The 26,110-nt window shown below is 58.7% G+C and carries 12 protein-coding genes; 9 read left to right on the top strand and 3 right to left on the bottom strand.

What is annotated here, in order from left to right; all coding sequences use genetic code 11:
- The first annotated feature begins 131 nt into the window (after positions 1–131).
- Positions 132–794, top strand: a complete 663-nt coding sequence (locus NZK35_RS21170; RefSeq protein WP_259634520.1) for a hypothetical protein — start codon at positions 132–134, stop codon at positions 792–794.
- 138 nt (positions 795–932) lie between these two features.
- On the opposite strand, the gene NZK35_RS21165 is transcribed toward NZK35_RS21170, so the two are convergent.
- The gene (locus tag NZK35_RS21165) at positions 933–1,376 is read right to left on the bottom strand and encodes an RbsD/FucU family protein (protein ID WP_259634519.1); all 444 of its coding nucleotides are present in this window, start codon (positions 1,374–1,376) and stop codon (positions 933–935) included.
- Positions 1,377–1,437: 61 nt separating this feature from the next.
- Here NZK35_RS21165 and NZK35_RS21160 point away from each other — a divergent pair, with 61 nt between their 5' ends.
- From NZK35_RS21160 to NZK35_RS21135, 6 genes are all read left to right on the top strand, one after another.
- Positions 1,438–2,565, top strand: a complete 1,128-nt coding sequence (locus NZK35_RS21160; protein WP_259634518.1) for a site-2 protease family protein — start codon at positions 1,438–1,440, stop codon at positions 2,563–2,565.
- Positions 2,566–2,811: 246 nt separating this feature from the next.
- The gene (locus NZK35_RS21155) at positions 2,812–3,564 is read left to right on the top strand and encodes a YqiJ family protein (protein WP_259634517.1); all 753 of its coding nucleotides are present in this window, start codon (positions 2,812–2,814) and stop codon (positions 3,562–3,564) included.
- The gene (locus NZK35_RS21150) at positions 3,564–5,711 is read left to right on the top strand and encodes a flotillin family protein (protein WP_259634516.1); all 2,148 of its coding nucleotides are present in this window, start codon (positions 3,564–3,566) and stop codon (positions 5,709–5,711) included. The genes NZK35_RS21155 and NZK35_RS21150 overlap by 1 nt, the downstream gene beginning before the upstream one ends.
- A gap of 176 nt (positions 5,712–5,887) precedes the next feature.
- Positions 5,888–11,140, top strand: a complete 5,253-nt coding sequence (locus NZK35_RS21145) for a DNA repair ATPase (RefSeq protein WP_259634515.1) — start codon at positions 5,888–5,890, stop codon at positions 11,138–11,140.
- Between the two features lie 220 nt (positions 11,141–11,360).
- Positions 11,361–12,422 carry a peptidoglycan-binding domain-containing protein gene (locus tag NZK35_RS21140; protein WP_259634514.1) on the top strand — a complete coding sequence of 354 codons (1,062 nt, stop codon included), beginning with the start codon at positions 11,361–11,363 and terminating at the stop codon, positions 12,420–12,422.
- Positions 12,423–12,752: 330 nt separating this feature from the next.
- The gene (locus NZK35_RS21135) at positions 12,753–14,330 is read left to right on the top strand and encodes a hypothetical protein (RefSeq protein WP_259634513.1); all 1,578 of its coding nucleotides are present in this window, start codon (positions 12,753–12,755) and stop codon (positions 14,328–14,330) included.
- 273 nt (positions 14,331–14,603) lie between these two features.
- Here NZK35_RS21135 and NZK35_RS21130 read toward each other — a convergent pair whose 3' ends face one another.
- Together NZK35_RS21130 and NZK35_RS21125 are read right to left on the bottom strand one after the other, a co-directional pair.
- Positions 14,604–15,956: a Gfo/Idh/MocA family protein gene (locus NZK35_RS21130; protein ID WP_259634512.1), complete on the bottom strand. Its 1,353-nt coding sequence runs from the start codon at positions 15,954–15,956 to the stop codon at positions 14,604–14,606.
- 140 nt (positions 15,957–16,096) lie between these two features.
- On the bottom strand, positions 16,097–17,563 hold the full coding sequence (locus tag NZK35_RS21125) for a sulfatase (RefSeq protein ID WP_456115277.1): 1,467 nt from the start codon (positions 17,561–17,563) through the stop codon (positions 16,097–16,099).
- A 738-nt stretch (positions 17,564–18,301) separates the two neighbouring features.
- Between NZK35_RS21125 and NZK35_RS21120 the strand changes: the two genes are divergently transcribed.
- Both NZK35_RS21120 and NZK35_RS21115 read left to right on the top strand, forming a co-directional pair.
- A complete protein-coding gene (locus NZK35_RS21120; protein WP_259634511.1) occupies positions 18,302–24,133 on the top strand; it encodes a PVC-type heme-binding CxxCH protein in 5,832 nt (1,943 codons plus the stop codon).
- A 633-nt stretch (positions 24,134–24,766) separates the two neighbouring features.
- Entirely contained in the window at positions 24,767–25,963 is a 1,197-nt protein-coding gene (locus NZK35_RS21115; RefSeq protein ID WP_259634510.1) for a hypothetical protein, read from the top strand.
- Positions 25,964–26,110 lie beyond the last annotated feature (147 nt).

Raw genomic sequence — 26,110 nt, 5'->3', positions numbered from 1 at the left:
TCGGTCGGATCATCCGGCTGTTTCGCAGAACTCTCGCCGCCTCGTCTCCTCCGTCGCGTCGAGCGGTTGAAATTGGTACGCTTTACGGACCGAATCGCCTCCCCTCCGACTCCCGGCCTCTTCACCCGCGCATGTCCATCGAACCGATCTACTTGCTGATCGCCTTGCTTCCGCTGGTCGCGTATCTGTTGTTGCTAGGGATGATTCGTCTCAGCGGTCGGGTGTTGATCACGACGGGAGGGCGCGATATTGCGGCGCTGGGGTTTTCGGTCGTCGGTTTGGTGGCCATCGGTCCGGGGGAACTTTTTTTCCCCAAGGCGGCGGCCGGCGTGTTTGGCGGCTGGGTGTGGCTTGCCCTGGCGACGTTTTATGGGCTGATCATCTCTCTGTTTGCGCTGACCGCGCGCCCGCGATTGGTTGTGTACGGGCGGATGCCGGAGCAGATGTTGTTGCCGTTACTCGAAGCCGCGTTGGAACTCGATGCCGAGGCGACGTGTGATCGAGAGACGCTGCAGGTGTTTCTGCCCCAGTTGCGCGTCCACTTGCGAGCGGCGGGGCATCAAGCGATCGATTCGACGTCGATTGAATCGTTCGAACCGATCGCGACGAGTGTTTTCTGGGAAAAACTGTTGGGGCACTTGAGAGACAAAGCGGAAGCGACGTCGCCTCCGGCCCCGCGGCGTGGCGGCACGATGATCATCGTCGCGCTGACGCTGGGGTTGTTTGTCGTTTGGCGAGCGATCGCGGAACGACAGCAGGTCGTCGAAGGTTTCCGCGAATGGCTGTGGCGCTAGCGGCAGGCCGCAAGCCCTATCTCATCCACTCTGGCTCGAAAGGTGTTAGCGGAACGGCGCGAGCCGTCCGGTCGCGCTTCAATAACATCGTGAAAGACCGGAGGGCTCGCGCCCTTCCGCTAAGACGGTTCATCCGCGCTACATCCGCACGCCGACGCTCAGCAGGATGTTGGCGTAGCGTTGCTGATCGGCCGTTTGGATCGTCAGCACGTGGTCTTCGGTGCTGACCGCTTTATAAAAATCCCATTTTTCGATCGGTTCCAATTCCAGATCCAGGCCTTCGGATTTGATCGTCGCTCGGTAGTCGTCCCAGACCGGCGGATCGCCGTCCAGGGCGTAGGGGCCTTCGGTTTCCGTCTTCATGGTCTGGATGGTTTCGACCGGGATCGCCGACAGGACGGCCTCGAGAACCTGATTGCAGGTCGGGACGCCGGGCATTAGATTCAAACTGACCAGTTCGGCGCGGGGGCCTCGTTTACTCGCTGCGGGGTAGTTCCCGTCGGCAATCAGGATGGTGCTATGGTGTCCCGAGGCAGCCAGGATGGAGGAGATCTGGGGGTGAATCAGTTTGTGGCGTAACATAGTGTGATGCGGTTGAGGAACTGACGGAATTTTACGGACTTATTGAACGGGCCGAGCCGACGTGTGGCGAAGACGACTCAAACTGGGAACTTACTTTCGAATCGGCGTCTACGTCCACTGGTCGTTCGCCCTTTTGGTCGCTTACGTCGCCTATGCAGGATACCAGGATGGCGTGATCGGCACGGTTTTCGGAGTCACGCTGTTGTTGGGCATGTTCTTGTGCGTGACGCTACATGAATACGGCCATGCTTTGATGGCCCGTCGTTTCGGCATCGAAACGTTGGACATCACGCTGTTTCCGATCGGCGGCGTCGCCCGATTGATGAAGATCCCGCGGATTCCCTGGCAAGAATTTCTGGTCGCGGTTGCCGGTCCAGCGGTGAACGTCGTGATTCTATTGATCTTGGGAACCGTTTTGTGGCTCCTGCCCGGATTGGGGCTGCCCTCGCTGGGAGAAATTTTGACGGAGGCCGAAGCGGGCGATCGGGTCATCGAAGTGCTCAATTCACCGACACCGTTGGGGTACCTGTTGTCGATGATGTTGATCAATACGGCTCTGGTTTTGTTCAACATGATCCCGGCGTTTCCGATGGACGGCGGGCGGGTGCTGCGAAGCGTCTTGGCGATGGGGATCGAGTATCGGCGTGCGACACGGATTGCGTCTTACATCGGCGTCCTGTGCGCCGTCGTGATGGGTGGCTTAGCGCTGCACCATGGCGCCGTGACCGCGGGGCTGATCGCGGTGTTTATCTGTTACGCGGGCTTGAGCGAAGCGCGACAAGTCGACGTGATCGAGCCGCTGCGTGATTTGACGATCAACGACGCGATGATTCATCAACCACCCCGGTTGCCGATGGACATGGAACTCGATGAGTTACTTCCGTCGCTGCGATCGTGCCCGACGACCGCGGTTCCGGTGGTCGGTCAGGACGAGTTCGTCGTCGGCATCCTGGCGCTCGAAGACGTCACCGAAGCCGTCGAGCGCGGTGCCGATCCCCGCACCACCGTCGGCCAACTGGCTCGATATGACGCGCCGGTGCTGTCTCCGGATGAATCCTTGGAATCCGTCGTCACACGGCCCTTGGAAGGCTGTCGTCAATTCGCCGTGGCCGACGCCAGCGGTCGCTTGATCGGTCTGCTGGATCTGGACACCATCCGCGTCCGAGCGGGGTTGGCGGCGCAGGGCTGACGCCGCCAAGCGGGTGTTTTTTTGCTAGCGACAGCCCGCTCGCGCCGTTCCGCTCACACCTTCAGACTCAACGCACGTGGCGTGAAAAGCGGGCCCCGCGATCCATCGGAGTTTCGCGCCGTCGCACTTCCTTTCGCTGCGACTTCGTGAGTTTTCCTCTTTCTCGGCAACCCCGCGCCCCTCCGGCGGTCTGAAAATGCCCTACGCTAACGAGTCGGTTTAGGAATCGCATGACTCTTGCTGGGCATGACCGCTGTGGAAGAAGTACTGACAGATCTCGCCAATCGAATGTTCGTCGGTCCGGTATGGCCGGCGTCGATTCTGGTTTGCCTGATGGTGATGTACACGTTGGTGGCGTTGATCGGGCTGATCGAACTGGATCTCGATGCGCCCGACATTGACCTGGACGCCGACATGTCGATGGACATGGATGTGGACGTGGGGACGCCGGATCTGGAGGCGGTCGATTTCGACGTCGCCGGCGGGGATGCGGACATCGGACACGCGGGCGGTTTCGACTTTTTGGGCGGGTTTGCGGCCACGACGGTCCGCTGGTCCAACTTCGGACGCGTGCCCTTGGTGATTTGGTTTGGGGCATTCACCGTCCTGTTCTGGATGGTGTCTTATGGCTTGTGGCACGGTTTCGACGCCTCGCGATACCAGCCGGTCTGGCTGCCGTCGATCTTGTTGGGCGCGCGAAACTTTGTCATCGCCGTCGTGGCGACCAAATTCGTCACCCAGCCGGTCGTCGGCAAATTCACGCCCGAACCGGGTTACGACAAGGACCGACTGATCGGGGCGACCTGCGAAATTTCGTCAATCCAGGCTTCGTCCACGTTCGGGCAAGCTAAGTTTCGGACGAATGCCGCTCCGCTTTTGCTAAATGTCCGCACCACGGGGGCTGAGATTCCGAAAGGGACGGAAGTGCGGATTCTAGAGTTTGACCCAACCAAACGGATTTACACCGTTACTGAACTTGAACCGGAGAACGAATCGTGATGACTTGGAGTATTCTTGCGACGCCGCTGCTGGCCGAAGGCCTGCTGACGAGTGTCCTGATCGGTGTCGGGATTCTCTTTGTGGTGCTGCTCGGCATCGTCGCGACGATCAAAAAATGTTACATGGTGGTCGGCCCGGACCAAGCCATCGTCAAGACCGGGATGGGCAAGATGGACGTCGTCACCGGCAACGGCATGCTGATCGTCCCTGTGATCCATCGCTACGAGCTGATGGACCTGTCGCTGAAGAGCTTTGAAATCAGCCGTCAGGGTAGCGAGGGGCTGATCTGTAAAGACAACATTCGCGCGGACATCAAAGTCGCCTTCTTCATTCGAGTCGACAGCAGCGAAGAAGAAATGAAGGAAGTCGCCGCGTCGATCGGGGCACGCCGCTGTTCGGAACTTGAAACACTGCGTGAACTGTTTGACGCCAAGTTCTCCGAAGCACTCAAGACCGTCGGCAAGCAGTTTGATTTTGTCGAACTGTACGACGAACGCGACAAGTTCAAAGACGAAATCCTGAAAGTCATCGGCACCGACTTGAACGGTTACCGGCTCGACGACGCGGCGATCGACTACCTGGAACAAACGCCGCTGGAACTCCTTTCGCCCAACAACATTCTGGACGCCGAAGGGATCAAAAAGATCACCGAATTGACCGCCGCCGAAAAGGTCAAGGAAAATCAATTCACCCGGGACAAGGAAAAAACGCTCAAAAAGCAGGACGTCGAAGCGGAAGAAACGATCCTTGCGCTTGAGCGACAGCGTGTCGAAGCGGTCGAGAAACAGAAACGCGAAATCGCCGAAATCACCGCCCGCGAACAGGCTTCGGCCCGAAAGGTCGAAGAGGAACAGCGATTGGAATCCGAGCGGGCGCGAATCGCGACCGAAGAAGAATTGGGCGTCGCAACGGAAAACAAGGACCGCCAAATCCTCGTCGCCCAGCGCAACAAAGAGAAAACCGACGCCGTCGAATTGGAACGTGTCAATCGTGACCGTGACTTGGAAGCCACCGAGCGCCTGCGAGTCGTCGGGGTCGCCGAAGTCGAAAAGGAAAAGGCGATCGAAACCGAAAAGCGGAACATCCAAGAAGTCATCCGCGAACGCGTCGCCGTCGAACGAGCCGTCGTCGAAGAACAGGAACGCATCAAGGACACCGAAGAAATCGCCAAAGCCGAACGGGCCAAAAAGGTTCAAATCACGGCTGCGGAAATGAAGGCCGAGGAAGAGCTGATTCGCCAAACCAAGCTGGCCCAAGCGGAAAAGGAATCCAGCGAGTTGTTGGCGGAGAAAATTCGCATCGAAGCGGAAGCCAAACGCGACGCGGCGGAAAAAGAAACCGCGGCAACGAAAATGCTTGCCGAAGCCGAATCCGCTCAAGCCGCCGCGGCGGGACTTGCCGAAGCACGTGTGCGAGAAGCCAAGGCAGCGAGTTTGGAAAAAGAAGGTTTCGCCGAAGCGACGGTCTTGGAGAAGAAAGCCGTCGCCGAAGCCAAGGGGATCGAAGCCAAAGCCGCTGCGATCGAAAAGCAGGGCATGGCCGAAGCCAGCGTGGAATTGGAAAAGTACCGCAGCGAGGCGGTCGGCATCACCGAGAAAGCCGAAGCGATGAAGATCTTCGACAGCGTCGGAAAGGAGCACGAGGAATTCAAACTCAAGCTCAGCAAAGAAAAGGATGTCGAAATCGCCGCGATCGATGCCCAGCGTGGCATCGCCGAAAGCCAAGCCGGGGTCGTCAGCGAAGCCCTCAAGGCCGCTCGTATCGACATCGTCGGTGGCGACGGCGAGTTCTTCGATCAGATCACTTCGGCCGTCAAGGGCGGCAAGGCGATCGACCGATTCGTCTACAACAGCCGCGTCGCCACGGACATCAAGGACACGTTCTTCGACGGCAACGCGGAGTACTTCCGCGACCAGCTGACCAAGATGATCGGCCAATTCAACTTGGACACCGACGGCGTGAAGGACCTGTCCATCGCCGCCTTGATCGCCAAAATGATGGGGATGGCCGATACCGACGACATGCGGTCACAACTGACCAGTCTGCTCGGAATGGCCGGAACCGCCAACATCGCGGACCAGAAAGCGAGTCGTCTGCTGGCCAACCCCTCCGGCAACGGCAAAAATCTGAAAGGCGGTTTAGCGTAACTCGGCCGGGACTCGGCGGCATGTCCAGCGGCTTGCCGCCGACCTTCGATTTCACACCGCTCGGCCACGGGCGGGCGTGAAGCCTCCGATTACCTCGCCGATCGTCCCGGGGGTTCGTCCCCGGGCATTTTGATTCCGTCGCCTGCTTTCCAAACCCACCCTTCGGGAGCCAATCCATGCCCGACTCCCAACTCGCCGCCGGCACCTATGAAGTTCTCCGCAATCGCTTGCGTGATGCCGCAGACAACCTGCGTGAGCGTCTTGCCAAGCTGAACGAGTCGCGTGCGGAGGTGTTTGGCAACATCGAGACCAAGCTGATCTCGACCGAACGCGTCACCACCGAGCACAATTGTGTGCCCCGCGACTTGGTCTCGATCGGCGACGAGTTCTTGTTTGGTTACAACGTGCAGTTCGGCCTGAAGACGGAAATCGAACTTTCGGACGTCTTTTCGGCCTACCGATTCGAAGACAATCAGTTCCACGAAGCCTCGCTGGATCTGATCGGCGACTCACGTTTCCACAATGATTTCAGCGAACTGTACCGGTTCTACAAGGACACGCGTTTTTCGCGTTTCTATCGCTCCGGCCCGATGCTGCATATGGTGTTTCAGGTCGGCAAGACGACCCGTGATATCAAGTCGTTTAAGTGGCGGGTCTCGCCCGACGCCATCGAATACATCGACAACCGTAGCGATCACGAGGTCAAAGAACCCGCACAGCATGAATTCCGCTGGGCTCGCACCACCCGCGACCAGCACCACTATGGCGACCACCCACACATCTCGATCGAAGACCTTGTGTTTGTGGAAACCGTCGGCGGTGACCTGACGATCAAGGTCGAAAACAACACCAGCAGCGGTGAAGGGATTTATTGCGAGCCGGTCGACAATCCAGACCAAACCCTTGATGACGCGGAAATCTATTACGCGATTCTGGGCAATCTGGTGCTGCTGAAAATGAAACCCTACCAGGAAGACCAATTCCGGTACCTGGTCTACAACAGCAAAATCCAGCAGGTCATCCGTCTGGACGAAATCGCCGCGGCGTGCGTCATGTTGCCGGGGGATCAAGGTTTGATTTTTCCCGGCGGTTATTATCTGCAAACCGGAGAATTCAAACGCTTCGAAACCGGGCTCAGCGACATGCGTTACCAACGCACCGTCGCCGCTTCCAACGGCGAAGACTACCTGTACCTGTTCTACGCGCCGATCTCGGGCACCTATGTTCAACTGCGCTATAACCTGATCAAGCAGACGGTTGATACGCCGCTGATCTGTCACGGGCAAACGTTCTTCGAACGCGGCGAGATGGTATGTTTTCGCGGCCAAGAAGAAGCCCAAAAGCACCATGCCGTCCAAATCTGGCAGACACCGTTCACCGGTCCCAACTTCGTCCCCGAAAACCAAACCGACTCGTTGCTGTTCAAAATCGGCAATAAAGAGATTGTCCGAGGGATGGCCGAATGCAGCGAATTGCTGCAGTTGATCGACAAGGACGATAGCTACGAAGGTCTGTATCTGGATCTGAACAAGAAGTCGTCTGACATCCTGGACAGTTACTTCTGGATCGACAAGGCGGAAACGGAAAACCTCGCCGAGCCGTTGCAGAGAATCCGTGAGGCCTCCAACGCGGCCGTCGAAGAATTCGACAAAGTCGTCCGTGCCCGCCGCGAAACGAACACACGCACCCAGGAAGTCTCCGCCGCCATCGAGGACTTGATCAAGAAGATCGAACGCAGTCGATTCGAGTCGATCGATGATTTCGTCAAATCGTTGGCCGAACTGCGAACCCAGCGTGGACACGCCCTGGGACTCAAAGAACTGCGATACGTCGACTTGGAGGTCGTCGAGGAACTCGAGTCCACCACGGCCGAACGCAGCGAACGACTGAGCCGTCGATGTGTTGATTTCTTGCTCACCCCGGGCGCGCTCGATCCCTACATCAAACGCATTGCCGCGGCGAACGAACGCGTCGCCGAAGTCGCCACCGTCGCGGAATCCAAATCGCTGGGCGAAGAAATCGACGCCGCCGCATCACAACTGGAATTGTTGACCGAGACCGTCAGCAACCTGCGGATCGAGGACGCAACCAAACGCACCGAGATCATCGACGCGATCGGCGACGTGTTCGCCTCGGTCAACCGCGTTCGCAGCGCGCTCAAGGCACGCACCACCGAGTTGGTCGGCGTCGAGGGTCGCGCCGAATTTGCATCACAATTGAAATTGCTCGAGCAAACCACAGCCGGCTACTTGGACGTTTGCGACAGCCCCGAACGCTGCGACGAATACCTGACCAAGGTCATGGTGCAACTGGAAGAACTGGAAGGCAAGTTCGCCGAGTTCGACGATTTTATCGAGCAACTGGCCGTCCGCCGCGAAGAAGTTTATGCGGCGTTCGAGTCGCGAAAGGTCCAGTTGGTCGAGAAACGCAACCGCCGCGCCGAATCGCTTTCCTCGGCAGCCGATCGGATTCTCAAAGGCATCGACAATCGCGTGCGATCGATGGAATCGGCCGACGACATCGCGGCCTACTTCGCCGGCGATCTGATGGTCGAAAAGGTTCGCGACATCATCGACCAGCTGCAGGCCCTAGACGATGCCGTGCGGGTCGGCGATCTGCAAAGCCGGATGAAGACGATCCGCGAGGACTCGGTGCGGCAACTGAAGGATCGCCAAGATCTGTACGAAGATGGAGGCGACATCATTCGCCTGGGGAAACAAAAGTTCGCCGTCAACACGCAGCCGCTGGATCTGACCACGGTCCTGCGCAACGATGCGATGTGTTTGCATTTGACCGGAACCCAGTATTTCTCTCCGCTGGAAGACCCGGCTCTGTCGGATGCCCGGGATCTGTGGAATCAGGAACTGATCAGCGAAAACCGCCACGTTTATCGGGCCGAGTACTTGGCCGTGGACCTGTTCCAAAACAGACATTCATATAAGGACAAATTGACCGCGGAGAAAGTTAATCCCGCTTGGGTTCAATCGCAGATCGGCGGACGGTTCGATCAGGGATACGCGAAAGGGGTTCACGATCACGATGCCGCAAGCATTTTGAAAGCCCTGTTGGAAATCGATGCGCACATCGAACTGCTCGCGCATCCGCCCAGCGTTCGGGCCGCCAGCCTGCTCTGGTTCGGCAAACTGTTGGTGGGGAAGACGCGTAAGGAAATGACCGACTGGATCGGAGGGTTTGCCAAACTGGCCAAAGCCTATCCGAATGCCGAACCGGCGGTTGAATTCCGCCAGCGACTGGCCGAGTTGGCAGAAGAAGACGCTCAGTACTGGGGGCCGCTGTTCGATCACAACGTCACTGCCGAGGCGATCGCAAACTACCTCTTCGACCAACTCGTCGACAACTCACGGAAAAACGTCTGCAGTGCTCGCGCCGCGGGGCTCTTTCAAGCGTTCACCGATTCGGTCCCCGAAGTCGATCGGCAAAAATTGCTCGAAACCGCGATGAAGAGTAACGAAAGTGATCCGGTGCGTGCATTCGTCCTGGCACGCAACTGGGCCAAAGCGTTCTTGGCAAATCACTCCGGCGGCGATCAGGTGGATCCGCCGCACTACTACTTGGACGAATTGGCATGGATCATCCTGTCCGGCGGCTTATCGAATCTGAGTGTCGCCGAAGTGGCGGTCGCAAAATCGTTGACCGGATTGGTCGGGAACCATGATCGGATCCAAGGTGGATCGATGGTCGTCCACTATCATGAACTGTTGCGACGCGTCGGGCGGTACATGTTGGATGTCGTGCCGCGTTATCGAAAACTGAACCAGACCAAATCCAAACTCGTCGACGTGGCCCGCGAGGACATGCGGCTCGATGAGTTCAAACCGCGCGTCCTGACCAGCTTCGTTCGAAACCGACTGCTGGACGAAGTTTATTTGCCGTTGATCGGCGACAACCTGGCCAAACAGATGGGGGCCGCGGGCGAGAACAAACGGACCGATCGCATGGGGCTGTTGTTGCTGATCTCTCCGCCGGGCTACGGAAAGACCACCTTGATGGAATACATCGCCAATCGACTCGGCCTGGTCTTTATGAAGATCAACGGACCGGCGATCGGACATCAAGTCACCTCGCTCGACCCCGCCGAAGCGCCCAACGCGGCCGCGAAAGAAGAAGTCGAACGGTTGAATCTGGCGCTGGAAATGGGCGACAACGTGATGTTGTACCTGGATGACATCCAGCACACGCATCCCGAGTTCTTGCAAAAATTCATCTCGCTTTGCGATGCGACGCGAAAGATCGAAGGCGTCAGCAATGGGAAGACGAGAACCTACGATCTGCGTGGCCGACGTGTTTCGGTCGTGATGGCCGGCAACCCCTACACCGAAAGCGGCGACCGATTCCAGATTCCCGACATGTTGTCCAACCGCGCCGACGTGTACAACCTCGGCGAGATCATCGGGGAGTCGGCCGACGCGTTTGAGATGAGCTACCTGGAAAACTGCTTGACCAGCAATCCGACGCTCGCGCCGTTGTCATCCGCTTCGCCCGACGATGCCCGCGCCATCATCCGGGCCGCCGAACGCGACACCATGGAAGGCATCGAACTGCAGGGCAATTTTTCACCGGACCAAGTCCGCGACATGTACGAGGTGATGCGAAAGCTGTTGCGGGTCCGCGACGTCGTGCTGCGCGTCAACCGGGCGTACATCCGCAGCGCCGCCCAGGCCGACGCGTACCGCACCGAACCGCCGTTCAAGCTCCAGGGCAGTTATCGAAACATGAATCGCATGGCGGAAAAAGTCGCCAGCGTGATGAACGCCAAGGAATTGCAATCGCTGATCGTCAGCAGCTACGAACAGGACGCACAGACGCTGACGACCGACAACGAAGCCAACGTGCTGAAATTCAAAGAACTGATGGGGATTCTCACTCCCGAAGAAAAGGAGCGTTGGGACAGCATCAAGTATGCCTTCGTCGAAAGTGTCCGCATGCAGGGGCTCGACAGCGAAGACCAGGCGGGGCAACTGATGCGGCAGTTGGCATCGATGCGGGACGGTTTGGAATCGATTCGGCAGGTGATCTCACGAGCGATCGCGGTCGGCGGCGACGGCACCGAAGAGCGGATGGACGCCCGCATCGATGCGTTGCGACACAGCCTGACCGCCTCGGCCGATCAAGTCGCGGCAAGCTTGAAATCGACCGGCGAGCAACTGCAACGCATCAGCGAGCATCAAGCCACCGCCCAGCCGCCGGATCAGAAGGTCTACGTGCAGCACAAGGTCCCACGCGTTTTGGCGGATCTGATCAAAGGTCAATTCCACTTGATGCAGGAATGGCTGCGACCGATCTTGAGCGAATCGATCGACAACGGCCGAGACCTGGAGCGGTTGAAAGAGCAACTCGACGCGATGCGGGCGAACTATCGAGAAATCGAATCCACCTTCGATGCCGCATCGGGCGACGAACCCGCCTGACCGGGCCCGCCGGCAAGCGTCCCGGCCCACCAGGCGATTGACGCTGCTGACGCCGTCCAGCGAGTCAGATGTCCAGACAGGTAGGGCATGCTGTGCATGCCTTTTGCCTGATTGCGGCAAAGCCCGATAAAACGGTGAATTTCAAAAAATGCACGCAACAAACCGCGACTGGGTACGACCATCACTGTTGCTGATCTTTCTTTCACGCAAGAGACGAATCATGTCTGCACGCCGCGAAGAGTGTATGGGGTATGGGCTGTTCGGTCGCTGCTCACCCACGGCTGGATCGGGCGAACCCGGTGGGACGGCCACTGAAATCACGATCTCGGGCTCGGTCGGTCGCCAGGGAAAGAATCTTCGCTCCGACGTCAAATCGATTCAGCAGGCCCTCAACCGGGTCCCGCTCAATGCCGGACGTCCTAACCCGCTTCTCGTCGTCGACGGGCTCAACGGTCCCAAGACCGAACGCGCGATTTACCTCTTTCAGAAGCATCACTTCGGAGCCGCCCGCGCCGATGCCCGCGTCGACCCCGGACATCGCACGATCGCCAAATTGAACGAATTACAACCGTCCGCCGGCGGATCGGGTGGGGGATCGGGCGGCGGATCGGGCGGGGGCGGGGGATCGTCGGGGCCTGGCACAAGCCTGTTCGTGCCCACGACGGAGTCTGAAAAGGACGTCATGACGCGGATCAATTCAAGCGTCAATCGGGCCGAACAGTGGGCCCGCAAAGCCGTCGTCGAACTGCTCAACGCGATTCTCTACCTGGAAGGCAAGAAGGAACAAAAACCGAGCTACGATCTCGTCGACCGCTGTTTCAAAATCAAGAGCTTGTCGACCGAAAAACAGCAAATCCACGCGATCAACAAGATCATCAAGATCTTCAATCGGTATCCGCGTGCCCGCCGCGCCGTCAAGCCCTTCGTGCGATCCGGAGGCAGTTGTAGGAATGAAAAAGGCCATGCGATCTTTGCCGAGGCGATTCCCGGCGGGTTTCACAGTGCAGTAAAAGACAAGAAACGGGTCAAAGTGTGCGTCAAAAATATGCAAGGAAAAGACACCTTTTTCATGACCGACGCGATGGTCCACGAATTGGCACACCTGGTCGGGCCTGCCAGTGGCAACGAGATGATCATGCACGGCGGTCGCAAAGAGGCAGCCTATGGGTTAGCGGCACTCAAATTGACTCACCGAGAGGCGATGATTTCGGCTTCGAATTACGCTTGGTTGGCCTGGTTGGCACGGCTACCCCAAGCGGAATGGCTGACCAATACGGGCTAGTGCTTGGTCAACGCTATGTTTTCGGGTCAGAACGAAAGTGGCGTAAGCTTCCAGCTTGCGTTTCACGAGCGAAACGAGACGATCGGTACAACCCTCCCAACCGTCAAACTGTCCCATCGGAACGCAGTTTACATCAGGCGAAGTGGGCAAACAGTCAGGCAAAATGGTAAAGCTGGCGCGGCGTTGGTGAGCTAAAACACCGGTTTTTCCGCTCTTTTTTTGGCATTTGGCTAACGAACTGCGTAACCTTAACCGGTGGCTCTGCCGACGGGCCGCCCAGCGTTCGTTTGATCGCGTTCCATGTTTTAGTTGCTAGAAGGTCCCCTCGCGATGTATCGCCAGTTCCCCTGCAGTCTGTTCGCCCGCAATCTGGTTCTCGCCGGTTCCGCCCTTTGTCTATGGAGCGGTGGGGCGCGGGCTCAGGACTTTTGCTATCCCCAGGCTTACCGACTCCAGCCGACGACCACCTACGAGCGACAGACGGTGCAGCGGATGCGGCCGGTGTACCGCACCGAAATGGTCGAAGAACAAGTCAAATCGTTTCGGCCGGTCGTCCGCACCCGCACCGAAACGCGTGAAGTGACCGTCCCCGTCAATACCGTCGAAACCTCCTACAAAGAAGAGCGTTTCACCGTGTGGAAGCCGGTCACCGAAACCAGCTACCGAGACGAAACGTACACCGAGACCGAATACGTGACGGAGACCTCCGAGCGGGAAGAGCAATACACGACGTACCGCCCCGTGACCGAAACCAAGATGTACCAACAGCAGTACACGGTTCAGCGGCCTGTGACCGAAACCAGCTACTACGAGCAGCAATACACCGTTCAACGGCCGGTCGTTGAAACGCAAATGCAGACGCAACAGTACACGACGTTGCGTCCCCAAACGACGATGGTCAACCAGACCGTCGACGCCGGCGGTTACGTCCCCCAAACCACGGTCACTCCCGGTTCGGTGGGCTACGGATTGCAGTACCAACGGGGACTGTACGCCACCCCAGGTCCGCTCGGGCTTTTTGCTCGTGTCCACGGCGGCTATGTCGCCAAACCGGTGGTCACCCCGCCGACGGCGCAAACGCAGTACGTTTACCGGCCCAACTACATCCAACAGCAGGTCGCGCAAACGTCCTACATGCCCGTCACCGAGCAAGTCCAAGTGCCGGTCCAGGTCCAGCGGATGCAGAGCGAAGTGGTCACCCAGAAAGTCCCCGTCCAGACCACGCGGATGCAAAGCGAAGTGGTCACCCAAAACGTTCCCGTTCAGTCGACGCGGATGGTGCCGACGACGATGGTTCGCAAGGTTCCCTACGTCGTTCAGCGGCCGGTCACCAAAACCATGACCCGCAAGGTGCCCGTGACACAGCAACGCTGGATCACCGAAGAACAGGTGCGAAAGGTGCCGGTGCAAACCAGCAAGATTCGCTACGAGACGAAAAAGGTGCCGCAAACCGTCCAGTACACCGAGTACGAAGAGGTGATTCAAACGGTCCGTCGTCCGGTGACCCGTCAAGTTTACGAACCCTACACCGAGACCGTCGTCGTGCCACGCCAGACCGTGATGCGCGTGCCGATGTCCTACTATGACTCCTTCGGCAGCGCCATCACCCATGGCTTCTCGTCGTTTTCCGAAACGAGCAGCTCCTCTTCGACGATCAATCAGCCTTCGGCCGACAGTCAGATGAGTCTGAAGCCGGCCGAAACCTTCGACGCCGCGCCCAAGACGGGCTTGAAAAGCATCGAGACGACCGGTCCTGAGCCGGCGGTGGACGAAGACGACGCGATCGAGCTGAACCGTCCCGAGTTGGAGGGGGAGAGCGATTTACCCGCCCCCGCGGGCGGCGGTGCATCCATGATGGATGCCGGCTGGAAGATCCAGTGGAACCCGCCCCTGTCGCGAAGCATCTGAGCCGCCCGACCGCTTTTCCGGGGACGATGGTCCCTGCCAAGCCGTCATCGGTAGCGCTCTCCTCGATGACCTAGAAAGGACGTCATACGTGGCATCCTGGCGGAACTCTTCATTTTTTGACCACCAAATGTTTTGACCAATTCCCCGTCGTCCAACGGGCACCTTGAATCAATTGTGGTGGCGTTCAGCGAGACGTGTCACGAAACCCACCAATTTTCCGGCCGTTGCTAAGCCGTCCCTAGGTGGACGGCTTCGTTCTGCCTCGCAAACACCCTACGCCTGCGACGGGTGCACATAGGGTTTGCGGTACGGACGTTTCAATTTGGCCGTCGCTTCGTCGTCACCGATGATGGTGTGGGTCGCGGGATCGAATTCCAACGACCGTCCCAGATCCATCGACACGTTTGCCATGATGCACGATGCGCTGGAAATGTGTCCCTGCTCGATGTCGGCAATCGGCTTGGTGCGGCCGTCGATCGCATCGAGAAAGTCTCGCATGTGACCGCGGATCGCTGATGCGACGTGCAACTCCAGACGCCAATCTTTCTGATCGGAAAGATCGCTGGGGTACTTGTCGGTTTCGATCAGCTTCTCGCCGGTCAGCTTTTGGCCGCCGCCGCGGGGTGTGAACTCGTATTTGTGAACGTCCAACTTTAACGTGCCCCGATCACCGTAGATGATTCCGGCCCACGGCCATTCCGGATCGGGTGCATTGCCCCAACTGCGATGCGTCCAATTGATGTCCAACTCGTCAAACTCGAAGCGGGCCGACTGCGTGTCCGAGATGTTGGCTTTTGAGTCATGGTCGACGTAAATGCCGCCGCTGCTGCTGATCCGTTTGGGCCAGCCCAGACCGAGTTGCCAGCGCACCATGTCTAGCATGTGAACGCACATGTCGCCCACGATCCCGTTGCCATACTCCATGAACGCACGCCAAGACCGTGGATGCACCAATTCGTTGTAAGGCCGCATCGGTGCCGGTCCCGTCCAGGTTTCGTAATCCAGGTACTCCGGTGGCGCGGTGTCCGGTGGATTCTTCCTGGCTCGCATGTGATAGTAACAGCAGACTTCCGCGTGCGCGACATCGCCCAGCAATCCTGCGTCGACGACACGTTGTTTTGCCTCGATCAAGTGCGGCGTGCTTCTGCGTTGCGTTCCGACTTGGACCACTCGGCCATTGGCCCGGGCGGCATCCAACATCGCTTTGCTTTCCAGCACATCGACGCCCGTCGGTTTTTGGACGTAAACGTCGGCGCCGGACTGAACTGCCGCGATCATCGGTAAGGCATGCCAATGATCGGGCGTGGCCACCAGGACAATGTCCAAGTCCTGTTCGGCCAGCATGTCGCTGTACAGCCCATACGTCCGAGGCCGTTTCTTGGATACCTGACGGGAGGCGAACAGGTCAGCGGCTTCGTTGAGCATTTTCGAATCGACGTCGCACAACGAAACGACTTCGACCGGCTCGATGTTTAGCAACTGCAGCAAGTCGCATTTTCCGTACCAGCCGCATCCGATCAAACCGACGCGACGTTTCTTGTCACCCGCCGCGGCGTACGCGTTGCGATTGGTGGCAGCGGCGGATGCGACCAATGCAGATCCTGCAAGAAACTTTCGGCGATCCATGTTCGATGTCCGGTGAATGAGAGGAGGGGCCAGAGCGGATCATTATCGTCTGTGTACCGACGACAAGCAACCGAGCGGGCGCGGCCACTGACAAGGGAAAGTGGGATCGAATTTCAGCCTGTCATCCCACGGTTCATTCATCAATCCAGTGATAAATCGTTGTTGCGGATTTCGGCCAACTTCTTCGCCAACGTCGACCGCATTCTCGTCGCCACGTCTTGGTAATTCTCCTCATCGACCAGATTCCGATACCCCTGCGGATCCACGTCGGTATCAAACAGTTCCATTCCCCCGGATGCATCCTCATTGTACTGAATGAACGCAAATCGATTCTCGCGGATCAAAAAGCCTTTCCGCATTGGTGCGACGCTGAAGGCGAACTCGCGAACCTGGTGATCGGGATCATCCAGCATCAACGAGATGTCTTTGCCCTGCACATGCTCCGGGATCGGCAACCCACAGAGGGACGCGACGGTCGGATACAGGTCCAACAATTCGACAAAGCTGTGGCAGACGGCGGGTTGCTTTCCGGGCACGCGAATGATCAGCGGCACGCCCGCCGATTCGTCTCGCAATGAAACCTTGGCCCAAAAATCATGTTCGCCCAAGTGGTAGCCGTGGTCACTGGTGAAGATCACGATCGTGCGGTCTGCTTGTCCCGACGCTTGCAGTGCATCGAGCACCTTACCGACTTGAGCATCCATGTACGCGACCGACGCATAGTAGCCGCCGACGGCTTTCTTTTGCCGACGCACATCCATCTTCATGTTCTGGCTGGTTTTGTAATTGATGCCGGCTTTGGGGATGTCGTCCCAATCGCCGTCGATCTTGGGCGGCAGTTCTAGCTTGCTGTACGGTTTGTAGGGCGGGAAGTAGGTAGCGGGCGCGACAAAAGGCACGTGGGGGCGGACAAATCCGACGCCCAGCCAAAACGGTTGGTCACGCGGTTGCTGAAGCAGCTCACACGCCTTTGCCGCGGTCTTGCCGTCGCTGTGGACGTCGTCATCGCCGTCGGCTTCGACCACCACGAACGTGTTGCCGCCGACAACCGGCTTCTTGCCGTCAGGGTTTCCTTCCAAAGTCTCTCCGTCGCCGGCGGCCCGCCATTCCGGTCCGGGACTGTTGAAACGTTCGGTCCACGACAAGGCGTCATCGGCTCCGTTATAATCCCGCCCCGGCCCGTGATCTTCGACCCCACCGGGAACTCCCATGTGAAAGATCTTGCTGACCCGCGCGGCATAATAGCCGTTGTCTTTGAAATGCTGAGACCACGTCGCGCGGTCGCCGATTTGGGGCCGCGGATTCTTGTATCCCAGCACGCCCGTCGCGTGCGGATAGAACCCCGACATGAACGAGGCTCTTGATGGCCCACAATACGTCCCTTGGCAGTAAGCCCGCGTGAATCGGGTTCCGCTGGCCGCCAACCGGTCGATGTTGGGGGTCTGGCAGACCGTGTTTCCGTAGCACGAGAGTGCGGTGTACGTCAGGTCATCCGAAATGATGAACAATACGTTCATCCGATCGCCGCGGGATTCGGCGAAGGAATTTGGATGGATTTGCAGTGTCAGCAGCAAACACGCGGTGGCGGAAAAGAGTAGTCGTTTCATCGCAGATGCATCTCAACGGGCGGGGCGGTTCGAAGAAGCGGAGGTCCCACAACATACACAATCGCCTCGGCCGCTTGTTCCCAGGCTTCGCCCTACGCCGTGAACGATTTCTCTTCTGTGTTTTGAATGGTGTTAGCGGCAGGGCGCGAGCCCTCCGGTTCCGCATCTTTGTGAAAAGACCGGAGGGCTCGCGCCCTGCCGCTAAAAAATCGTTCACGGCGTAGGGCTTCGCTTGGGGACACGGTGTTTTGGAGGCTCCGCCTCGCTCGTTCGCCGGCAGAGCCGGCGTGGGTGGCAAGCAGGATGCTTATCCCACTTCGGCTTGAACCCAGGCTCCGCCTCGCTTGTTCGCCGGCAGAGCCGGCGGGGGTGGCAAGCAAGATGCTTACCCCACTTCCGCCTGAACCCAGGCTCCGCCTCGCTCGTTCGCCGGCAGAGCCGGCGTGGGTGGCAAGCAAGATGCTTACTCCACTTCGGCTTGAACCCAGGCTCCGCCTCGCTCGTTCGCCGGCAGAGCCGGCGGGGGTGGCAAGCAGGATGCTTACCCCACTTCCACTCAGCGCCCGCCTAGCGGTCCCCATCCTTCTGCCATTCCTTTCCTGATTCTCCGCCGACTTGACAGGGCACGGTGGCTGGATAGACCGCGCATTGTGTTCCCAGCGAGGTGCATCCGTGTGACGACCGTTGTAGAATACGTCCCCCACCGTTCCACATCCCCCCCTCGCCGGCACGCTCCCGATGCAGAACTCCAGCCTCACGCTTTCCTCTCGCAGCCTTCTGTGGGTCGCAATTTCGTTTGTCTCAACGCTTGGGCACCTTGATCTGTCTGCCGCAGACGACCACTCGCTGCACCAGTTCGAACGAAAACAATTGACCGGAACCTACTTCTCTGAAGGCGTCTCCGCCGGTGACATCAACGGAGACGGCGTCAGCGACATTGTCTACGGACCGTATTGGTTCGCGGGACCGGATTACGAATCGAAGCACGAGATCTATCCACCGGTTCCGCAAGACATGAATCGTTATGCGGATAACTTCTTCTCGTGGATCGATGATTTCAACGACGACGGTTGGAATGACATCTTCGTCGTCGGCTTTCCGGGGACGCCGGCGTACGTCTACGAAAATCCGAAGCAGGCGGGACTCGATGCCCATTGGAAAAAGCACCAAGTGTTTGACTGGGTGTCCAACGAGTCGCCCGAGTTGATCAACTTGCTCGGCGATGAACGGCCCGAGCTGGTCTGCACGCGGGACGGCTTTTTCGGCTTTGCCACGATTGATCCAGCGGACCCGCTGGGAACGTGGCAGTTTCATGCCATTTCGCCGCGGATGGCCGCGCCACGGTTTGGCCACGGACTGGGAATCGGCGATGTCAACGGTGACGACCGGTTGGACATCATCCACGCCAAGGGATGGTTCGAACAACCCGAAACCGAACCGTTGACGTCGCGTTGGATGCATCACGAAGCGAAGCTTTGCGGGGGCAGCGGCGGCGCGGAGATGTACGCCTATGATGTCGACGGCGACGGCGACAACGACATCATCACCAGCGACTCGGCGCACAATTTCGGATTGTCTTGGTTTGAACAGATCGTCGACGGCGAGAAACGCACGTTCAAACAACATCTGATCATGGGATCGCACCCGTCGGAAAACAAATACGGGGTTCTATTCAGCGAGCCCCATTCGGTTGAATTGGTCGATCTCGACGGCGATGGATTGAAAGACATCGTGACGGGAAAGACCTATTGGTCGCACCACAAACAAAGTCCGATGTGGGATGCCGGCGCGGTGGTCTACTGGTTTCGCCTCGTTCGCGGCACAGACGGAGTCGACTGGGTTCCCTACCAAGCCGATGGTGAAGCCGGGATTGGACGCCAAATTGTCGTCAACGATTTAGATAACGACGGCAACCCGGACATTATCGTCGGCGGCATGAAGGGCGCCCATGTGTTGAGCCATTCGCGACAATCGGTCAGCGAAGCGGACTGGTTGGCAGCCCAACCCCAACCGTACACCGGTCCCGAACCGCCCAGCGCCGACGGCGCAAACGCACGACGCGGCCCGAAGTCCAAAATCGATCCCAAGACGGCGCGAGCGGTCGGTGCGATCGAAGGCGAATCGCTCAAGTTCCGCACGACGGGAGGAGAGGCACGTGCGCAGGACATGTCGAATTTCCAAGCCGACAAGTGGAGCGGCAAGTCACAATTGTGGTGGACCGATGCCAGACCCGGCGACACGTTGACGATTCAGCTGCCGCCGGCAACCGGAGTGATTGACTTGGACGTGGTGCTGACCTGTGCCGCGGACTACGGCATCGTTCAGCTGTCCCTGGACGACAAGCCATTGGGCGACCCCATCGACCTTTTCGATCGCCAAGTGGTCACGACCGGCGTGCTGTCCTTTCCGAAGCTGACGCTGAAAGGAAGTAAACACACACTGGGCGTCAAAATCGTCGGCGCCAATCCGAACGCCAAGAAAGCGTACATGTTCGCGCTCGACTATCTGCGAATCAAGAAATCCGATGGCAGTTATGTGGCCGGGCCGGCGCCGCGCAACGCCGTGGCCGCAAGCGAAGCGGCAAACGTCGGGATTCGTCCCAAGGACACCGACGGACGCGTGCTCAATTTGGGATTTGAAACCGGCACGCTAGACGATTGGACTGCGACCGGCGATGCGTTCGAAGGCCAACCGATCAAGGGAGACACCGTCAATGCACGCCGCAAGGACATGCAGAGCAATCATGACGGCCAATACTGGATCGGCGGCTACGAAAAATTTGGGGACGAGCGACAGGGAACGTTGACCTCTGTGCCGTTTGTCGTCTCCCAACCCTACGCGTCGTTTTTGTCCAACGGGGGCGATCACGAATCGACCAGAGTGGAATTGCTCCGCAAAGACAGCGGCAAAGTTTTCTTTCAGAGCAACGGAACCGACAGCGAAACGATGCGACGCGTCATCGTGGACTTGCGAGCCCATGTCGGCAAAGAGATCATCGTGCGGCTGGTCGACCAATCTCAAGACGGATGGGGGCACGTCAACTTTGACGATTTTCGCTTGCACGTGAAACCGCCCGCGCGTCCCACACCCGCCATGGTGGTGCTGACTGCGGACGAGTATCCGCACGCCGGGTTGGACGCCGAGCAGGCCGCCGCTGCCATGCAAGTCCCTGACGGGTTTCGCGTCACCGTCGGTGCCGCCGAACCCGACGTCAAACAACCGATCGCGATGGCCCTGGATGATCGCGGCCGAGTCTGGATCGCCGAAGCCTATGAGTATCCGATTCGAGCCGAAGGCGACGTCGGACGCGACCGCATCCTGATCTTCGAAGACACCGACGGCGACGGATCGTTGGACAGCAGAAAGGTCTTCGCCGAAGGACTCAATCTGGTTAGCGGACTGGAAGTCGGTTTCGGCGGCGTGTGGGTCGGCGCGGCTCCGTACCTGATGTTCATTCCCGACAAAGATGGTGACGATGTCCCCGATGCCGAGCCACAGATTCTGTTGGATGGATGGGGCTATCAAGACACCCACGAAACCCTCAACGCATTTATTTGGGGGCCCGATGGCTGGCTGTACGGTTGCCACGGCGTGTTCACTCATTCAAGAGTCGGCAAACCGGGAACACCGGACGAGCAACGCACGCCGATCAATTGCGGCGTTTGGAGGTATCACCCGACGCAACACCGCTTCGAAGTCTTTGCCCATGGAACCAGCAATCCGTGGGGTGTCGACTTCAACGATCACGGGCAAGCCTTCATCACGGCCTGTGTCATTCCGCACCTGTACCACATCATCGATGGCGCCCGCTATCAACGTCAAGGCGGACGGCACTTCAACTCGCACACCTATCGCGACATCGTCACCATCGCCGATCACTTGCACTACCTCGGCGCCACGCCGCACGGCGGAAACAGCAAATCCGATTCCGCCGGCGGAGGCCACGCACATGCGGGCGCGATGATTTATTTGGGCGACCGTTGGCCGGCAGAATATCGCGGTCAATTGATGATGAACAACATCCACGGACAGCGATTGAACGTCGATCTTCTGGAACCCGCCGGATCCGGTTACGTCGGACGGCACGGTCCGGATTTTCTATTGACCGGCGACCAGGCCTCTCAAATCCTGAACTTGCGTTACGGACCCGATGGCAATGCATGGATGATCGACTGGTACGACATGCAAGCCTGTCACCGCCGTGAAGCGGAAGTGCATGACCGCAGTAACGGCCGGATCTACAAGATCAGCTACGGCGACGTCGGGTCCGCGGCGCCGACGATCGACTTTGCGACGGCAACGGATTTGCAATTGGCCGAACTGGTGCTGCATCAGAATGATTGGTACGTCCGCCACAGTCGCCGCGTCCTGCAGGAGCGTGCCGCGGAGCGGCAGATCGCCTCCGACGCCCTGACGCGGCTGCGGCAAATCGCTGAAACGCACCAGGACGACAGGCGTCGGTTGCGTGCCGCTTGGGCACTGCACGTCACGGGAAGTTTAAGTTCAGAATCAGTGCAACAGTTGATGGCGGACCAAAGCCCCTCTGTCCGCGGCTGGGCGATCCAGATGGCGATGGAATCGGCGGATGCCGAAATCACGCCCACGTTGTTGGAACGTTTCGTCAAAATGGCCGACAGCGACCCGTCGCCGATCGTGCGTTTGTACCTCACCTCGGCCGCACAAAAACTGCCCTTGGATTCGCGCTGGGACTTGCTCGAATCATTGACGTCGCACGCCGAAGATGCCCGCGATCACAATCTGCCGCTGATGTATTGGTATGCCGCAGAACCGTTGGCGGATCTTGATCCCGGGCGTGCGATCGCGTTGGCGATGTCGGCCGGCGAGCGGATCCCGCTGCTGCGAGAGTTCATGTTGCGTCGAATCGGTGAAGGCGGCAATGATTCACTCGCCGTCCTCGTCGATGGACTCGGGCAAGCCACCGACGCCGCGATGCAACTGACGTACATCAACGCGATTCGATCGTCTTTGGAAGGTCGACGACAGGTCGACGCGCCGCCGCAATGGGATTCGGTTGCCAAACGATTGTGGGCCAGTGAAAACGACGACGTCCGGTTGCAGGCCGTTGCCTTGGGCGTCACATTCGGTGACCCCAAAGCACTCGCGGCGATGCGGACCCAAGTCGTCGACCCGTCCGCACCGCTTCCATCGCGACAAGTCGCCTTGCGGTCGTTGCTCGATCTCGACGATCCCGACCTGGTACCGACCTTGGTCGGGCTGTTGACAGTCGACTCGCCCCTGCGTGAAACGGCGATCCGTGGGATGGCGCAGTATGACGACGCTTCGATCGCGCCGGCTCTGCTCGCCGTGTACGAACAACTCAGCCCGGGCGAAAAGCGTTCGGCGCTCGCAACCCTCTGTTCCCGAGTGAAGCCCGGCATCGCTCTGCTCGATGCAATCGAAGCCGAACAAATCCCAGGCACGGACTTGACCGCCGATCTGGTGCGTCAGTTGCAGTTCTTGAGCAACAAGAAGATCGACGCAATGCTGGACAGTGTTTGGGGAGTCGCCCGCGAATCGGCGGCCGATAAACTTGCGATGATCGAAGAGTACAAACAATTGGTCGCATCGACCGAGCACCCGCCGGCGGACCTGGAACTCGGCCGAGCCGTGTTCGCCAAGACTTGCATGAAATGTCACGTGCTGTACGGCGTCGGGTTCAAGGTCGGCCCCGACTTGACGGGATCGAACCGAGCCAACTTGGAGTACTTGCTGTCCAACATCGTCGATCCGAGTGCCGTGATGGCTAAGGAATACGTCCCGACGGTTGTCCTGGTCGACGATGGACGCGTGGTCAACGGGCTGATCAAAGCCGAAGATAAGTTTTCGCTGACGATGCAGACCTCCGACGCCGTCGTCGTGATCCCCAAAGATGAAATCGAACAGCGGGCAACGGCAGACAAGTCGATGATGCCCGACGATCAGTTGAAACAATTTTCGCCGCACGAAGTCCGGTCGCTGATCGCGTACCTGCGTGGAAAACAACAAGTTCCGATGCGGGCGAGCAAAGAGAATGCCGCCGCATTCTTCAACGGGAGCGATCTTTCGGGCTGGCGCGGCGACCTGAGTTTGTGGTCGGTGGAAAACGGAGAGCTCGTCGGTCGCACCGACGGTTTGAGGCGCAATGAATGGATCGTCAGCGACCTGGCGGCGTCAGATTTCCGATTGACCGTCGAAGTCAAACTGGTCGACAACGCGGGAAACAGCGGCATCCAATTTCGCAGTCACGCCGACGACGGTGAGGTTTCCGGTTACCAGGCCGACATCGGCCAGGGATGGTGGGGCAAGCTGTATGAAGAGCACGGGCGCAAGCTGTTGTGGGATCAGTCGGGCGAGCAACACGTCCAGCCCGGCGAATGGAACAAGTACGAAGTGTTTGCCCAAGGGGATCACATCCAAACGCGAATCAACGATCAACTCTGTGTCGACCTGCACGATCCCGACGGCGCCGAAAGCGGCATCATCGCCTTTCAACTACACAGCGGCGGAAAAACCGAAGTGCGCTTTCGAAACATGAAGCTAGAAATCTTGGAGCCGGAAAAGGATGAGTAGTTTTGACTTCGACTCGTTTGCAAGGCTCCGCCTGTCGCGTTCGCCGGCAGAGCCGTCGGGGTTGGCAAGCAAGATGCTTACCCCACTTCGGCTTGATCCCAGGCGGAGGGCGGAGCCCGGGAACAAGAGAAACGTGTGATCGGATTAAATCAACAAGCCGTCACGACACTTGAGCATGCCACGGTTGTGAAACGCAGGCCGTGAAACTTTGCAGAGCCCAGCTTGGCCATCCTTTCCCGACCACGCCCGTCTTGCAATTCCTGTAACCGGCAATCTTTCACAGGATTCGCCAGAAACCAGCTTCCGTTTGTGCCGCGTCACGTTTTGCAAATGAACTCACGCGGGTGATTTGCCGATCACCATAGACGGGCACGTAGCGAAACGCGTGTGCGACACAGAACGCCATCGAAACACAAACCGCAATGGAATGCGACGGTGAAAACAAATAATCTCATTTGGATTTCGGTGGCAGCGCTAGCCATTTCCACCGCATCCTCAGTTCATGCACAAACCCCTGAAGCTCCCGTACCGACCATTTGGCGGTTCATCGGAATTCCTCAGGGCATCCAAAAAATCCGTGACGTCACGGTGAACCGGCGTGGGAATTTTCCCGGTCTGGAGCGAAAGCCGCCATTGAAGCGAATCGGTGACCCGGCCAACCTTGAATCCCCCAATCCGGCGATCAAAGCCGCCGCGGAGATCAAGCAAGCCGAGGACTTGAAAGCACAAAAGATCAAGGCGATCAAGTTCCTGGCCAAGATGGGTTGTGGGTGCTACGACAAAGAAGGGAAGATCACCGACGCCCTGCTGGCGGCGATGGACGACTGCACGCCAGACGTCCGATTGGCGGCAATGGACGCCATCGAAACGGCTGCCAACGGCGAAGGTTGCAGCAAATGTGGGTCGACGTCCTGCTGTAGCGAGAAAGTCACGAAACGTCTGAGCGAAATTGCCTACGAACGCGACGACAGCGGATGCCACTTGGAACCCAATGCAGACGTGCGAGCGGCTGCGGCCAAGGCACTTTGTGTGTGCTGCCCGAATCGTGCCACCGGGCCGATCGAAGAAGACATCCCCGAGGAGTTGATGCCTCCGCCCGTTGTGCCCGACCCGATTTCCGGCGAAGGGGCCGCGGACGTCGAAGGGATCCAGGGCGAAGGTGCTGTCGACACCGATGCGAACAAATCCGACGATGATGACGAAGACAGCGAGGCGGGTTCGGCAAGCGATGCCACGAGCGTGGACGCCACCACCACCGCGGACAGCTTGAAGCTGTTTCAAGCCGCGAAGGTGGAGCGAAACGACGTCGAAGTCGGGCAAGTCAAGATGATCGGAGGCATGGCGATCCAACCGGTCACCATCTCGCCCGTCACCGCAACGTCCAACGTCCAAGAGGAGCTTCAATCGAGCCAGCCGGTCTCTCTGTCACTGAGCGACGACTCGGCCAAATCGGAAGCCTCGGCCAAGTTGGCGTTGCCCAAGCCGATCGCACTTCCGATCCAAAACGCCCAGCCGGTTGACACCACCGAAGCGATTGAAGCACCCAAGGCCCGCTCGGTCCGACGAGTCACGGCCCAGCCGGTCCAGCGAAAAAACGTGGTCGCTACGGTTGTCGGTGTCGATCAACGCAACGGACGCGTGATCTTGCGGAGCGGCCAGGAAATGCGTCCCGGAGCCTCGGTCACCGTCTATCACCAGTACTTGACCGGCGAGCGACTCGTGGCACACCTGCTGATCAACAGCGTCAACGGCAACCAGTCGGTCGCAACGGTCACGGACCCGGCGAGCCTGACGAAGATTCACTCCGGCGACCGAGCCGTCTGCTTCTAGGCAGCACTCAACGATCACAAACCGACAAAAGCGTCAGCGAAGCCCGCTGACGCTTTTTTTGTAGGCAGTAGGCAGTCGCTGACTGGGAAATGGGGGCAGGACTCTTTGTTGGGTTTAGAGAAAGAGGCCTGACCCGAATGGCACGGG

This window comes from Stieleria sedimenti (assembly GCF_025060895.1).
GTDB lineage: Bacteria > Planctomycetota > Planctomycetia > Pirellulales > Pirellulaceae > Stieleria > Stieleria sedimenti.
This window is presented reverse-complemented; position numbering and strand designations above follow the sequence as displayed.

Excerpts from the sequence above, each read along its gene's own strand:
- NZK35_RS21150 (WP_259634516.1), top strand. The coding sequence starts at position 3,564 with ATGACTTGGAGTATTCTTGCGACGCCGCTGCTGGCCGAAGGCCTGCTG.
- NZK35_RS21125 (WP_456115277.1), bottom strand. The coding sequence starts at position 17,563 with ATGAAACGACTACTCTTTTCCGCCACCGCGTGTTTGCTGCTGACACTG.
- NZK35_RS21155 (WP_259634517.1), top strand. The coding sequence starts at position 2,812 with ATGACCGCTGTGGAAGAAGTACTGACAGATCTCGCCAATCGAATGTTC.
- NZK35_RS21130 (WP_259634512.1), bottom strand. The coding sequence starts at position 15,956 with ATGGATCGCCGAAAGTTTCTTGCAGGATCTGCATTGGTCGCATCCGCC.
- NZK35_RS21170 (WP_259634520.1), top strand. The coding sequence starts at position 132 with ATGTCCATCGAACCGATCTACTTGCTGATCGCCTTGCTTCCGCTGGTC.
- NZK35_RS21165 (WP_259634519.1), bottom strand. The coding sequence starts at position 1,376 with ATGTTACGCCACAAACTGATTCACCCCCAGATCTCCTCCATCCTGGCT.
- NZK35_RS21120 (WP_259634511.1), top strand. The coding sequence starts at position 18,302 with ATGCAGAACTCCAGCCTCACGCTTTCCTCTCGCAGCCTTCTGTGGGTC.
- NZK35_RS21135 (WP_259634513.1), top strand. The coding sequence starts at position 12,753 with ATGTATCGCCAGTTCCCCTGCAGTCTGTTCGCCCGCAATCTGGTTCTC.
- NZK35_RS21145 (WP_259634515.1), top strand. The coding sequence starts at position 5,888 with ATGCCCGACTCCCAACTCGCCGCCGGCACCTATGAAGTTCTCCGCAAT.
- NZK35_RS21140 (WP_259634514.1), top strand. The coding sequence starts at position 11,361 with ATGTCTGCACGCCGCGAAGAGTGTATGGGGTATGGGCTGTTCGGTCGC.